Origin of the sequence: Kribbella sp. NPDC048915, from assembly GCF_040649595.1 — a bacterium.
Lineage (GTDB): Bacteria > Actinomycetota > Actinomycetes > Propionibacteriales > Kribbellaceae > Kribbella.
On sequence record NZ_JBEZFT010000012.1, the window covers coordinates 59,086 to 72,906 of the forward strand.

A 13,821-nucleotide genomic window follows, 5' to 3' on the forward strand; every position below is an offset into this window, starting at 1 on the left:
GATGGGCCTCCCGCAGCGCTAAGGTCCTTCGCTGGTGCGTGTATGAGGCGCGCACTGACTGACCCCCGCCCAGTCGAAGGACACCCCACACAAATGAAGAAGCTCGTGCTGGCCGCCGTCACCGTCGTGGCCGTGGTGGCCGCAGCGTTGATTCCGTCCGGACCTCCGGTGGAGGCGGCTGCCCCCGGCTTCGCTTCCGCGGTCTCCGCGATCAAGCAGCCGTCCTGGCAGACCAACAACAGCGTGAACGCGCTGGCGATCGCCGGCAACACCGTGTTCGCCGGCGGTCTGTTCACCCGGCTCCGGCAGCCCGGGAAGGCGGCCGGCCAAGCGCCCGAGACGGTCCGCACGTACGTCGCCGCGTTCGACCGCACCACCGGCAAGCCGACCGGTTTCGCGCCGACCCTGAACGGTCCGGTCTACGCGATCGCCACCAGCCCCGACGGCAAGTGGGTCGTGATCGGCGGCGACTTCACCACCGTCAACGGCATCCGGCGCAGCAAGATCGCGATGTTCTCGGTCGTCACCGGCAAGCTGGTCGCCGCCTGGGACCCGGTGGTCTCCGCCCGGGTCAAGGCACTGGCGATCTCCGGCAGCACCGTCTACATCGGCGGCGCGTTCCGCGCCATCGACGGCACCACCCGCAACCGGCTGGGCGCCGTCCGCCTGCTCCAGGGCGACCTCCTGCCGTGGAACCCGGACGCGAACAACGACGTGTACGCGATCGATGTGTCCGACAACGGCACCCGGGTGTTCGCCGGCGGCCCGTTCAGTACGATCAACGGCAAGGACCATTACTCGCTCGCGATGCTGAACACCACGACCGGTGCGGCGTTCTCCTTCCCGGCCGCGGCCGCGATCCCGAAGCCGACTCCGACGTGTACGACGCGAGTCAAGGACATCGACACGCTCGGCGACAAGGTGTTCGTGTCCAACGGTGGCGACGGCTCCGGCTGCTACGACGGCGTACTGGCCGCGCAGGTCTCGACCGGCAAGCTGCTGTGGAAGAACAACTGCCTGGGCGCCACCGAAGCGATCAAGGCGATCGGCAACTGGGTCTACAAGGGCTCGCACGCGCACAACTGCACCTCGTCGCCAAACGGCTTCCCGGACGGCACCGGCACCCACTACCTGCTGGTCGAGAGCGCGATCAACGGCAACATCGGCCCCTGGTTCCCGAACACCGACGCCAACCCGAAGAGCACCACCAAGGTCGGCCCGCTGGCGATGGCCGGTACCGACAGCGACCTGTGGGTCGGCGGTGACTTCCTGCACGTGAACGGCCAGATCCAGGTCGGCATCGCCCGCTTCACCAACGCCGCCGGCGGCGCGTACCCCGCCAAGCCGAAGGCCCCGACCCTGGTCGCCACCACCGCCGGCCGCGTCTACGTCAGCTACCCCGACGTGTACGACTTGGACAACCTGACGCTGACCTACAACGTCTTCCGCGGCACCGCCAACATCGGCTCGAACCGCTACACGTCGTACTACTGGCAACCCCGCAAGACCTACCAGGTAGTCGACCGCGGCCTCGCCCGCGGCTCCACATACACCTACCACGTAGAAGTCCACGACGGCCGCAACATCGTCAAGGGCCCCAACGCCTCGGTAAAGGTCCCCTGACCACCCCACCGAGACCCCCACTGTGGCCGGGCCACTCGACCCACCACTGCCGCGCGAACCCAGCACCGGGGGATCCGGGTCTTCTGACGCATGTGTGGCTCAGAAGACCCGGCCCATCCTGCCTTCGTCGACCCGCAGGAGCAGTTCGGCACGTCGACCCGAATACCCTTGCGCTCCCCTCGCGGAGGCACCGCGCCGTCGAACCGGCATCCGTACCAGCGCCTCCACCTAGTGACGATGCCGCCAGCCAGGACGAACCCTGCACATCCCCCAAGGACCTTGCACAACAAATACCTTGACCAAGGTCCCCCGTGGCTGTGGAAGGCCGCACGTGGCTGTGGAAGGTCACGCGTGGTTGTGGAAGGTCACGCGTGGTTGTGGAAGGTCACGCGTGGTTGTGGAAGGTCACGCGTGGTTGTGGAAGGTGCCGCGTAGGTGGGCAGGGGGCCATACTCGCCCCTCGCCGGCCATGCTCGCCCTCGCCGGCCAACGGGGACGTGGCGGGTGAGCCCTGGTGGGGCGCAGTGCTCGAGGTCAGGTCGGGGTGGTTTTGCGGTGGTGGGTGAGGGCTCGGTGGGCTTCGTGCCACCAGAGCAGGAGGGTGGTGAAGGAGGCGCCGGCCAGGCCCCAGGCGGCGCCTTGGGGGCCCCAGAGGTAGGCGCCGGTGATGCCGCAGGTGATCAGGACGGCCGAGGAGATCAGGCGGACGCGGAGGCCGCGGGTGGCGGCGGTGAGGGCGCGGAGGATGGCGAAGGCGCCGGCGTTGGAGGCGCCGAAGGCCTGCAGCAGGATGACCGGGACGAGGACGGCGTGGGCCTGGGTCCAGACGCCGGGGCCGAGGAGTTCGCGGCCGACGACCGGTGGCAGCAGGAGGAAAACCGCGCCCCAGGCCAGCGCGCCCGCGCCGACGCCGGCGGAGATCGCGAGGCCGACGAGCCACAGCCGCCGGTACGAATGCCGCAATGCGCGCGCGGCCTCGGGGACGGAGATCATCCGGATGCCTTGGTTCAGCACGTTGACGGGACCGAGCAGGACCTGCGCGCCGCGGATGCCGGCGGTCGCGGCGAGACCGGCGGCGGCGGTGATGCCGAGCATGTACACCTGGATGGTGCCCGACACCGCGAGCATCTCGCCGACGTACTTCGGGCTCAGGTCCCAGTTCCGCCGGACCCACTCGCGGATCAACTGCCGCCGCGGCGCCACCCCGGCCTGAAAACGACCGGCGATCGCGGCGACGACCGCACCCAGCCCCCAGCCCAGTGTCAGGGTGAAGGCCGACGAAGCGCCCGCGACGAACAGCCCGAGGAAGATCGCGAGCATCGCCAGCAACCAGATCAGATCGTTGACGAACGCCTTCTGTCCCTCGCCGACGACGAAGAACGCCCAGCGCCACGCGTCCTGCAGCAACAGCCCCGGCATGGTGACGGCGAAGGCGATCAACACGCCCTTCGACGGCACCCCCGGAAACGCCGCGATCGCCAGCCCGACGACCATCGCCAGCAACCCGCACAGCACCGCGGTCGCCGTACTGGCCCGGACCGCACGCTCCCACTCGGGCGTCCGGTCGCCGGAATGCCGTACGGCGAGAGGCTCGGTGGAGACCGCCCGCGACACGTTCAGCGCGATCGTGTACCCGCCGAACGCCAGCGCGTAGACACCGAAGTCCGCGACCGTACTGGACCGCGCCACCACCACGCCCACGGCGAGGTTGCTCAACGACGACAGCGCCTGATCGGACAGACCCCAGCCCGCGCGACCGGCCGGACCGGCCAGCCGACGTAGTTTCGGCCGCCGGAAGTTCACCGCCTCACTCTAGAGTGCGTGCGGCGGCCGCCGGAGCACGCCCAGGAGGAAACGCGGGATCCCGAGCACGTAGCGCTTCCACAGCCGCCGCGGCTCCTTGTACAGCCGGTAGCTCCACTCCAGCCCGGCGCGCTGCATCCACCGCGGCGCGCGGTCCAGCCGGCCGGTGTGGAAGTCGAACGCGGCGCCGACACCGATGAGGACGGTCGCGTTCAACCGGTCGCGGTGGTCGGCCATCCAGCGCTCCTGCTTCGGCGCGCCGAGCCCGATCCAGACGATGTCCGGCGCGGCCTCGTTCAGCCGCGCGACCGTCTCCGCGTCCTCGGCGTCGGTCAGCGGACGGTACGGCGGACACTCGACACCCAGCACCTTCAACGCCGGATGCCGGTCCTGGAACCGCCGCGCCAGCTCCTCGGCGACACCCTCGGCCCCGCCGTAGAAGTACTGCGTCCAGCCCCGCTCGGCCGACTCCGCGACGACCCGCTCGAGCAGGTCCGGACCCGCCACCCGGTCCATCTGCGAAAACCCGGCGCGCCGGCCCGCCCACACCAGCGGCATGCCGTCCGGCACGGTCAGACCGGAGGTGTTGTAGACCACGCTGAGCCGCTCGTCGGCGCGCGCGTGCAGCAACGCGTTCATGTCGGTGACACAGACCAGGTGCCGTTCGCCGCGCTCGATCCAGCCGGCGAACGTCTCGACCGTGTGGTCCAGGTTCGTCACACTGACGTGGATCCCGAGGACGTCGACGCGCTGCGCGGTCGGCGACTGGGCTTCGATCGTCATGCGTCGTCCTCGTTCGTCAGCGCGGCCAGGTCCGCGTCCACCATGATCCGGACCAGTTCGGGTACGTGGACCTGAGCCTTCCACCCGAGGTCGGTGGTCGCCTTCGACGCGTCGCCGATCAGCGAATCGACCTCGGTCGGGCGTTCGTAGCGCTGGTCGTGATCGACGTACTGCTCCCAGTCCAGCCCCACGTGCTCGAAGGCCAGCCTGACGAAGTCGCGGACGCTGTACGACGTCCCGGTCGCGATCACGTAGTCGGACGGGGTGTGGTGCTGCAGCATCCGCCACATGCCCTCGACGTACTCGGGCGCATAACCCCAGTCCCGGCGCGCGTCCAGGTTGCCCAGGTACAACCGGTCCTGGCGCCCGGTCGCGATCGCGGCCACCGCGCGAGTGATCTTCCGGGTCACGAACGTCTCGCCGCGCCGCGGGGACTCGTGGTTGAACAGGATCCCGTTCACCGCGAACATGTCGTACGCCTCGCGGTAGTTGCGGGTCATCCAGTACCCGTAGAGCTTCGCCGCGCCGTACGGCGACCGCGGGTAGAACGGAGTGTCCTCGTTCTGCGGCGGTGGGGTCGCGCCGAACATCTCCGACGAGGACGCCTGGTAGAACCGGCAGTTCAGCCCGATCATCCGGATCGCCTCGAGCAACCGGGTCGTCCCCATCCCGGTCGTGTCGCCGGTGTACTCGGGCTCGTCGAACGACACCCGGACATGCGACTGCGCGGCCAGGTGGTACACCTCGTCCGGCTGGATCGAGGCCAGCAGGGTCACCAGCCGCGAGCCGTCGGTGAGGTCGCCGTAGTGCAGGAACAGCCGCTTGTCCTCGGCGTGCGGATCCTCGTACAGATGGTCGATCCGCTTGGTGTTGAAGGTCGACGCGCGGCGGATCAGGCCGTGCACCTCGTAGCCCTTGGACAGCAGCAATTCGGCCAGGTACGAACCGTCCTGACCCGTGATCCCGGTGACGAAGGCTCGCTTCACGACACGTGCTCCTGGTACCAGGCGTACGTGGCGGCCACGCCTTCCTCGAGGGAGATCGACGGCTTCCACCCCAGCGCCTGCAGCCGGCTCACGTCGAGCAGCTTGCGCGGGGTGCCGTCGGGCTTGGACAGATCGTTGCGCAGGGCACCGGTGTAGCCGACCACCCGGGCGACCAGCTCGGCCAGCTCCCGGATCGTCACGTCCGCGCCGACCCCGACGTTGATCGGCTCCGGCTCGTCGTAGTGCTCGAGCAGGTGCAGACACGCGTCCGCGAGATCGTCGACATGCAGGAACTCGCGCCGCGGCGTACCGCTCCCCCACAGCACCACCTCGGGCGCAGCCGACGCGCGTGCCTCGTGGAAACGGCGGATCAGCGCGGGCAGCACATGCGACGACGTCGGGTCGAAGTTGTCGTTGGGGCCGTACAGGTTCGTCGGCATCGCCGAGATCCAGCGCAGACCGTACTGCCGGCGCACCGCCTGGACCTGCATGATGCCGGCGATCTTCGCGATCGCGTACGCGTCGTTGGTCGGCTCGAGCTCACCGGTCAGCAGGCTGGACTCGCGGATCGGCTGCTCGGCGTACTTCGGGTAGATGCACGACGAGCCGAGGAACAGCAGCCGCGGCGTCCGCACCTCGAGGCAGGCGTCCATCAGGTTGACCTGGATCCGCAGGTTGTCGCTGAGGAACTCGGTCGGGTGGTCCCGGTTCGCGAGGATGCCGCCGACCCGGGCGGCCGCGTCGATCACCACCGTCGGCCGGTGCTCGCGCAGGAACGCGAACGTCGCCGCCCGGTCGCGCAGGTCCAGCTCGGCCGACGAGGCACCGATCAGGTTCGTGTACCCGGCCGCTTCCAGCCGTCGCCACAGGGCCGAGCCGACCAGGCCGCGATGGCCGGCCACATAGACCGGTGCATGCAAATCCGTCCCCAGGTTCATTCAGTACGCTCCCGCGCCGTAGAACACCGCGCGCACGGTCTTCCAGAGAATCAGCAGATCAAGGGTCATCGACCAGTTGTCGACGTACCGCAGGTCGAGCCGGACCGACTCGTCCCAGGACAGGTCGCTGCGCCCGCTGACCTGCCACAGCCCGGTCATCCCGGGTTTCACCAGCATCCGCCGCGAGTCGTCGGCGGCGTACAGCGCGACCTCTTCGGCCAGCGGCGGGCGGGGGCCGACCAGCGACATGTCGCCGCGCAGCACGTTGAACAGTTGCGGCAGTTCGTCCAGCGAGAACCGCCGGATCCACCGGCCGAGCGGTGTTATCCGCGGATCGTTGCGCATCTTGAAGTGGACGCCGTTGCCGTCGCTCAGCGCGTACAGGTCGCTGAGCCGCTGCTCCGCGTCGACGTACATGCTGCGGAACTTCAGCATCCTGAACTCGGCGCCCGCACGACCCACCCGCTGCTGCCGGAACAGCACCGGACCGGAGCTGGACAGCTTCACCGCGAGCGCGAGCCCGAGCAGCAGCGGCGCCAGCACGACGACGATGCCGAGGGCAACGACCCGGTCGAAGACCGCCTTCATCAGGTGCGGTCCGCCGCTGACCGACGGCCGCTCCAGGTGCAGCAGCGACAGGCCGGCCACCGGCCGGACCGAGATCCGCGGACCGGCGACCTCGATGATGCCCGGCGAGACGATCAGCTCGATCCCGCGCTGCTCCAGTGCCCAGGACAGCCGGCGCAGCGACTGGCCGGCAAGCTCCGGGTCGGTCGCGATCGCGACCACCTCGACAGCGTGCCGGTCGGCGGCCGCGAGGATGTCCGGCTCGGCGAGCTCGTCGGCCTGCAGCGGGCCGGTGCTGTCTTCACGCGGCCGGCAGGTCGCGACGACGCGGAATCCGTCGGTCGGCCGGCTCTCCAAGTGCTCGCACAAAGTTGCGGCCGAGCCACTACGCCCGACCACGAGAACCCTGTGCATGCAGCGACCTCGCAGCCGGTGCCGGTGCAGGTCCTTGCGCAGCGCGTACCGCAGCAGCAGTGCGGCGACCACGGTCACCGGGATCGCCAGCACCACGAACCCACGGGCGATCTCGGCCCGGGTGGCGTACGACGTCATCGCGACCGCGGCGGTCAGCCCGACGCCCGCGCGCATCAGCGACCGGAACTCGTCCGGCCCGGCGCCGTAGAAGCGGGCGTCGTACCCCTTCGACAGTGCGACCGCGGCGACCCAGGCGAGCGGCAGCACGCTGCTCACGATCAGGTAGCTCGCGCCGACGTGGTACCCGAAGCGGGTCAGCAGGGCGATCGAGACGCCGAGCATCGCGGCCAGCAGGTCACCGCCGACGGCGGCCCAGCGGTACACGCCGACCCAGCGCGGTTCGGTCGAGCGCGACGGCAGCGGAACGATCGCGGGGACCTCGTGCGGGACGACCCAGAGCGGCCGACGGCTGTCCACAGCGTCAGGCGCTTCAGCTCCGCTCACAGCGGCCCCTCGCTCCCTCCCGCACCCAACCGGTCACCATCAGTGTCCGGCTCAGCGCACAGCCTGTCCTTGTTCACCCGCGCGTCGCCGACGGGTCACCGAACATTACTACGGGCCCAGGGGCGGGGCGATCAATGACCCGAAGCTTGTACAGAACTTGATGCGAGCCCGGCTAGGATCGTTTCGGGGGGCGGATGAACAGCGGCAGCAGAGGGCGGTTCCTGGTCGGCACGATGGTGCTCGGCCTGCTGCTCCTCGTCATGCCCGCCGTAGCGGTCGCGGGCGATGCGCGCCCGGTGCGCTTCGATCGCTGGGTCCAGTCCGGCGTGGACGCGTCGGCCGCGCCGTGGGTCTACAACCTGCTGCTGGCGGTCGACGGACTCGGCGAACCGGCCGGCCGGCTCGTGCTGGTGGTCGCGGCCGTGAGCCTGTGCCTGGTGTTCCGGCGTACGGCGCTCGCGCTGACGCTGGTGGTGGCGTCAGGGCTGGTGGTGGTCGTGAGCAGCGTCCTCAAACAACTCGTCGGCCGACGGATCCATGAGGGCTCGTTGTCCTACCCCAGTGGGCACACGGCCGCGCTCACAGCGGTCGGCTTCGTGCTCGGGCTCCTGGTCGCCGACCTGGTCGAGGCGGGTCCGCTACTGGGCGCGGCGATCGCGCTGGCCGGCGCGGCGCTCGGCGGAGCGGTGATGGCGTGGTCGCAGATTTACCTGACGGCGCACTATCCCACCGACACCGTGGGCGGGCTGGGCACCGCGCTCGTCGTGGTGCCCGCCAGCCTGCTCGTGATCGACCGCTTCCGACCGCGGCGAAATCACACGTAGCGGCGGAAGACCGGCTTGACCGGCCGCCCGCCGAGCCACGGGCTCGGGTCGCCCGCGTCCAGCGCCTCGCGGTACACCCGGCAGGCGCCGGCGACGACCTCCACCGTGCGGGCGATGTCCTCGTCGCTCAGCGCGGCGCTGACCACGAACGACGGACCGATCACTCCGCCGAGCAGCAGTTGGCGCATGAACAGCGTGCGGTACGGCTGCGACGGCGACAGGTTCTCGTCGAGGGTCGCGAACACCAGATTGCTCGGCCTGCCGCGCACCAGTACGTGGTCCTGCACACCGGCCGCGGCGGCGACCTCGCGGACCCCTTCGGCCAGCCGCTCACCGCGATCGTCCAGCCGCGCGGCGATGTCCTCCTCGGCGTACACGTCCATCACGGCGACGGCCGCCGCGAGGGCGTGCGTCTCGGCGCCGTGCGTCGTCGACAGCAGGAACACCCGCTCGTGACTGTCGCGCAGACCACCGCGCTCCATGTACTCGCGCTTGCCGGCCAGCGCCGAGACCGCGAACCCGTTGCCGAGCGCCTTGCCGAAGGTCGAGAGGTCAGGCGTCACGCCGTACAGCCCCTGGGCGCCGGATGCGGAGAAGCGGAACCCGGTGATCATCTCGTCGAAGATCAGCAGCGCGCCGTACCGGTGCGCGAGGTCCCGGAGCGCCTCGAGGTAGCCGGCCGGCGGGTCGTGCTGGGTCGCGGCCTCGAGGATCAGGCAGGCGATCTGCCCTTCGTGCTCGACCAGCAGTTGCTCGGTCGCGGCCAGATCGCCGTACGGGAACCCGACCGTGAGCTCGCTGATCTGATCCGGGATGCCCGCGGCCATCGCGGTCCGCGAGATGAACCAGTCGTCGATCGAGAAAAACGCGTGGTCGGCACACAGCGCCACCAGCGGACGCCCGGTCACCGCGCGGGCCAGCTTCACCGCGGCCGTGGTGGCGTCGGAGCCGTTCTTGGCGAACTTCACCATCTCCGCGGTCGGCACCGTGGCCAGGAACCGCTCGGCCGCCTCGAGCTCGACGATGCTCGGCCGGACGAAGTTGCTGCCCCGGTCGAGTTCGCGCCGAACGGCCTCGACCACCTTCGGGTGCGCGTGGCCGAGGCTGACCGCACGCAGCCCGGAGCCGTACTCGATGTACTCGTTGCCGTCGACATCCCACACGTGGGCACCCGCGCCGCGGTCGATCACCGGCGCCATCTCGAACGGGTACTGGTCCTCGCCCTTGGCGTAGGTGTGCGCGCCGCCCGGGATCAGGTCGTGCAGCCGCTTGTTCGCGTCGACGGAGCGGGAGAAGGACTTGGTCATGACAACCTCGCAGTGGCCAGGGCGAGTGACGGCGCCGCCTTGTCCCGCTCGGACAGCAGCGTGACGGGCAGCGGCCAGGGAATGTCCAGGTCGGGATCGTCGTAGGCGATCGACACGTCCTCGGACGGGTCGTGCGCGCGGTCGATCCGGTACGACACGTCGGCCGGCTCGGTCAGCGCCTGGAACCCGTGCGCGCAGCCGGCCGGTACATAGACGGTCACCTGGTTGTCGCCGGTCAGGTCGAAGACCTCCCGGTTGCGGTACGTCGGCGAGTCCGGCCGCAGATCGACGACGACGTCGAACACCGCGCCGTACGAGCAGCGCACCAGTTTCGCCTCACCGGCCCCGGACCGGATGTGCATGCCGCGCACCACGCCGCGCCGGGACCGGGAGAGGCTGTCCTGCACGAACGCGTCAGGATCCAGCCCGGCTGCCCGGACGACGTCGCTGTCGAACGTCCGCGAGAAGAACCCGCGCTCGTCGCGGTGCGGCGACGGCCGGAACAGCAACGCGCCCGCGATCGCCGGTACTTCGATGACCTCCATCTGCCTTCCCCCTGCCTTATTCGCCTTGCCGGTCCGCGGTAGCGCTGTTGCCGTCCGCGGCGCGGTGCCCCCGGCCGCTCCCGAACAGCACCTCGGACAGCACGTCGTACTGCTTGTCGAGCGCCGCCGCGAACTCGGCCGTGCGGTCCCGCAGGACCGGGGCGACGCTCACCGCCCGCGACTCCAGCGCCCGGAACTGATCGATCAACCGGTCCACGTCGAGGCCCTGGATGGGCTGCCGGAACTCGGCCAGCTGCATCTGCTCCATCAGCAGGTCGCTCTTCACGCCGTAGCTGATCGACACCGTCGGCTTCGCGAGCTTCAGCGCCGCGACCACGTTGTGGTAGCGCGAGGCAACGACCACGTCGACCTGCGTGAGTTGGTCCATCAACTCCTCGAGCGTGTCGGCCGGCTCGTGGACCAGCCGGACCTCGACCAGGTTCGGCCGGGTCTGCCGCAGGTCGGCGTACACCGCCTCGACCACTTCGGTGTCGGACGGGTCGCCGGTGACCAGACGGATCCGGTACCCCTCGTCGACGAGCCAGCGCGCGAATTCGACGATCTTGGCCGTGTACGTGGTGTAGATCTCGTCGGCCCGGGCCCGATCGGCACTCGATCCGCGATACGTCATCACCCCCAGGCCCACGGTACGGCGAGCCGCCACGGACGACTCCGCGGACGACTGGACCGACCGCCGGGGCTCGGGCAGTGCGAACGCGAGGTCGGGTCCGACGTCGTCGTGCGCGGTGTCGACACCCATCACCCGCAGCGCGTTCCGCGAGTACTCGTCGCGGAACGAACGGTACGTCGCGAGCCGCGCCGTGGCCGCGAACAGCCAGCGCATCGACCGCTCGCTGGGCACGTTCGCGCCGACGTTGACGAACGCGGTCCGGACGCCGCTGAGCCGCGCCCACAACGCCATCAGGAACAGCGCGTAGGGCCAGCCCCACGGCCGCAGGTCGAGCGTCGTTTCGAAGACCCCCATCCCGGGCACGATGATCATGTCGTACTGGCGGACCACGAATCGCATCCGGACCGCATCGGCGAACTTGCCGAAGCTCTTCCGCACGATCGTGGTGACCCGCGACCGGCCGGGACCGTGCTGCTGGTACCACGTGATCGGGACCGCGGGAATGCGGTACTGGCGCTCGAGTTCCGCAGGACCCGAGCAGATACAGCTGATGACGGCCTCCGGGTGGCGGTCCCGGACGTAGGCGAGCATCGCGTCGAGTGATCCCTGGTTGCCGATGTTTCCGGATCCCAGCAGGCCGAAGAACGCTACTCGTGGTGGCCCGTCCGGGGCGCTCATGCCTGGGAGACCTCCGAGTGCCGGACCACGCCGGAGCTCTCCGGAATCCTGGTCGGGGCCGCCGCGGGCGCGCTGTCCTCGATCCGTCTGGTCGATCTCCGCACGGCCCGGTCGGCCAGCCAGCGGGACAGGTGGCCGTAGCATTCGCGACGGTCCGCCGACGACAGGGGCGCGCGGCGGATCGCTCCGACGAAGCCGCCGACGTACTCGCCGAGCAGCCGGACGGTAGGGTTCCGCAGCCGGCTGGCCCGGCGCGGCTCCATGTTCGCCGACCGGGACCGGATCGTCGGCTTGGCCCGCTCCGCGCGGTCCGGATGGTCGCGGCGGAAGAACAGCAGCTCGGGCACCTGGTGGAATCGCCCGTACAGCGCCAGCTCCGCCATGATCGTCCGGTCGGAGTGGTGGTAGCTGCCGTTCAGCGGCGTCCGGCGCAGGACGTCCGACCGCATCACGCCGTAGAAGTCGTCGCCGCCGACGTCGAACAGCAGGCTCTTGAACCGGGCCGGCGGGTGCGGGTTCGTGGTGTCGAGCGGGTAGTCCACCTCGAGCACGATGTCGCCGTTGCCGTCGATGATCGCCTGGTACGCGTGCGCGAGCACCAGCCGCGGGTCGTCGTCGAGCGCCTCGACGCACCGTCCGAGCAGGTCCTTGCCGTACAGGTCGTCGTACGACGCCCACTTGAACAACTCGGTGTCCGAGTGCTCGAAGCACCAGTTGTGGTTGGGCGTCGCGCCGATGTTCACCGGTTGCCGGTAGTAGCTGATCCGGGAGTCCTTGGCCTGGTACTCCCGGCAGATCTCCTCGGTGGCGTCCGTGGAGGCGTTGTCGGAGATGATCAGCCGGAAGTCTCCGTAGCTCTGGCCGAGCAGGGCGTTCAGGGATTCGGCCAGGTACTTCTCGCCGTTGTAGACCGGCAGGCCGACAGTCAGCCGTGGTACCGCATTCATGTGCTCCTCATTTCAGGAACTTCCTGCCGAGTCACCAGCAGGAGGGAGTCCTTGTGCTGACGCTCACGGACACCGATCCGCAGCGTGTACCACCAGACGAACGCGGATGCGAACGTCGCGGCAGCGGCCCCCCAGGCCGAGCCGAGTGCACCGCCGACGGCGGCACCGGAGACGCCGCCGACGAAGTAGAAACTCGAGGCCCACAGTTGAGCCTTCATGCTGCGCCGGGCCACCCCCAGCGCGCGCAGGCCGGCCGCCGCGCCGGTGTTGAAACCGGCCCAGGCCACCGACAGGGTGGCCGGCAGCACCAGGGCCGCGGCGGTCAGCCAGATCTCGCCCAGCATGGCTTCACCCCACGCGTCCGGCAACGCGACCATGAGAAGCAGTCCCCAGGCCAGCGCGGCCAGGGCTTGCGCACCTCCGAGCAGGAGGCAGAACAACGCGAGCTTGCGCGCCGACCGGCGCAGGATCCGGGAGGCCTCGGGCACCGCCACCAGACCGACGCCGGAGAGCACGATCATGAACGGCCCGAGCAGCATCTCGGCGCCGCGGACCGTTCCGACCGCCGCGACACCGGCCAGCGCACCGAGTCCGTACATCTTCAGCTGGTACGCCCCGCTCAGGGTCAGGTTCTCGGTCAGGTACCGCAGGCCGAGGTCGCGGTGGTCGACGAACCAGCGCCAGGCCAGCCCGACCCGCGGCAGCACGCCGGCCTGGAAACCACTGACCACTGCCGCGAACACTCCCGCGCCGCCCCAGGCCAGGACGAAGCGGGTCACACTCGCACCCTGCGAGGCGACGTACAGCAAGGGGATCAGCGCGAGCGCCCAGGTGATGTCGCTGACGAACGCCTTACCGCCCTGCCCGGACGCGAAGAACGCGAACCGCCAACTGTCCTGCAGCATCAGACCGGGCAGCACCAGACCGAGCGCGAAGAACGCGGCACCGGTCCGCCCGCCGATCGTGAGACCGACGGCCGCGCAGATGACGCCGGTCACCAGCCCGACGACGATCCCCATCCCCGAGGATCTCGCGACCGCCGACCGCCAGACCGAGCGCTCCACCCCGCTGAAGCGAACGGCCAGCGGGTCGGTGGCCAGCCCCCGCGAGATGTTGACCACGACGCCGTACGTCACCCAGGCCAGGCTGAACGCGCCGAACTCCAGCGCGCCCAGCGACCGGGCGACGACGATGCCCACGACGAAGCTGACCAGGCTGGTCACTGCCTGGTCGGCCAGTCCCCAGGTGAGCCGGCGTACCACACCACGCAT

Annotated in this window: 12 protein-coding genes; 2 read left to right on the plus strand and 10 right to left on the minus strand. The window is 69.9% G+C overall.

Annotated features, from left to right (window positions below; genetic code table 11):
* The first annotated feature begins 93 nt into the window (after positions 1-93).
* A complete protein-coding gene (locus tag AB0B82_RS09500) occupies positions 94-1,623 on the plus strand; it encodes a fibronectin type III domain-containing protein (protein ID WP_360164482.1) in 1,530 nt (509 codons plus the stop codon).
* A gap of 534 nt (positions 1,624-2,157) precedes the next feature.
* Here AB0B82_RS09500 and AB0B82_RS09505 read toward each other — a convergent pair.
* Genes AB0B82_RS09505 through AB0B82_RS09525 form a run of 5 tightly spaced genes read right to left on the minus strand, consistent with a single transcriptional unit; the run spans position 2,158 to position 7,618 of the window.
* On the minus strand, positions 2,158-3,426 hold the full coding sequence (locus AB0B82_RS09505; RefSeq protein WP_360164484.1) for a hypothetical protein: 1,269 nt from the start codon (positions 3,424-3,426) through the stop codon (positions 2,158-2,160).
* 9 nt (positions 3,427-3,435) lie between these two features.
* On the minus strand, positions 3,436-4,209 hold the full coding sequence (locus AB0B82_RS09510) for a WecB/TagA/CpsF family glycosyltransferase (RefSeq protein WP_360164486.1): 774 nt from the start codon (positions 4,207-4,209) through the stop codon (positions 3,436-3,438).
* Positions 4,206-5,195 carry a GDP-mannose 4,6-dehydratase gene (gmd, locus tag AB0B82_RS09515; RefSeq protein WP_360164488.1) on the minus strand — a complete coding sequence of 330 codons (990 nt, stop codon included), beginning with the start codon at positions 5,193-5,195 and terminating at the stop codon, positions 4,206-4,208. The genes AB0B82_RS09510 and gmd overlap by 4 nt, the downstream gene beginning before the upstream one ends.
* Entirely contained in the window at positions 5,192-6,133 is a 942-nt protein-coding gene (locus AB0B82_RS09520; RefSeq protein ID WP_360164490.1) for a GDP-L-fucose synthase, read from the minus strand. The genes gmd and AB0B82_RS09520 overlap by 4 nt, the downstream gene beginning before the upstream one ends.
* Entirely contained in the window at positions 6,134-7,618 is a 1,485-nt protein-coding gene (locus AB0B82_RS09525) for a sugar transferase (protein ID WP_360164492.1), read from the minus strand.
* A 194-nt stretch (positions 7,619-7,812) separates the two neighbouring features.
* On the opposite strand from AB0B82_RS09525, the gene AB0B82_RS09530 reads away from it, so the two are divergent.
* A complete protein-coding gene (locus AB0B82_RS09530; RefSeq protein ID WP_360164494.1) occupies positions 7,813-8,442 on the plus strand; it encodes a phosphatase PAP2 family protein in 630 nt (209 codons plus the stop codon).
* Here the strand turns inward: AB0B82_RS09530 and AB0B82_RS09535 are convergent.
* Genes AB0B82_RS09535 through AB0B82_RS09555 form a run of 5 tightly spaced genes read right to left on the minus strand, consistent with a single transcriptional unit; the run spans position 8,433 to position 13,821 of the window.
* Positions 8,433-9,749 carry a glutamate-1-semialdehyde 2,1-aminomutase gene (locus AB0B82_RS09535; RefSeq protein WP_360164496.1) on the minus strand — a complete coding sequence of 439 codons (1,317 nt, stop codon included), beginning with the start codon at positions 9,747-9,749 and terminating at the stop codon, positions 8,433-8,435. The genes AB0B82_RS09530 and AB0B82_RS09535 overlap by 10 nt on opposite strands.
* A complete protein-coding gene (locus tag AB0B82_RS09540) occupies positions 9,746-10,294 on the minus strand; it encodes a dTDP-4-dehydrorhamnose 3,5-epimerase family protein (protein WP_360164498.1) in 549 nt (182 codons plus the stop codon). The genes AB0B82_RS09535 and AB0B82_RS09540 overlap by 4 nt, the downstream gene beginning before the upstream one ends.
* Positions 10,295-10,310: 16 nt before the next feature.
* Complete coding sequence (locus AB0B82_RS09545; protein WP_360164500.1) at positions 10,311-11,603, minus strand: polysaccharide pyruvyl transferase family protein; 1,293 nt, start codon at positions 11,601-11,603, stop codon at positions 10,311-10,313.
* The gene (locus AB0B82_RS09550; protein WP_360164502.1) at positions 11,600-12,550 is read right to left on the minus strand and encodes a glycosyltransferase; all 951 of its coding nucleotides are present in this window, start codon (positions 12,548-12,550) and stop codon (positions 11,600-11,602) included. The genes AB0B82_RS09545 and AB0B82_RS09550 overlap by 4 nt, the downstream gene beginning before the upstream one ends.
* A complete protein-coding gene (locus AB0B82_RS09555) occupies positions 12,547-13,821 on the minus strand; it encodes a hypothetical protein (RefSeq protein ID WP_360164504.1) in 1,275 nt (424 codons plus the stop codon). The genes AB0B82_RS09550 and AB0B82_RS09555 overlap by 4 nt, the downstream gene beginning before the upstream one ends.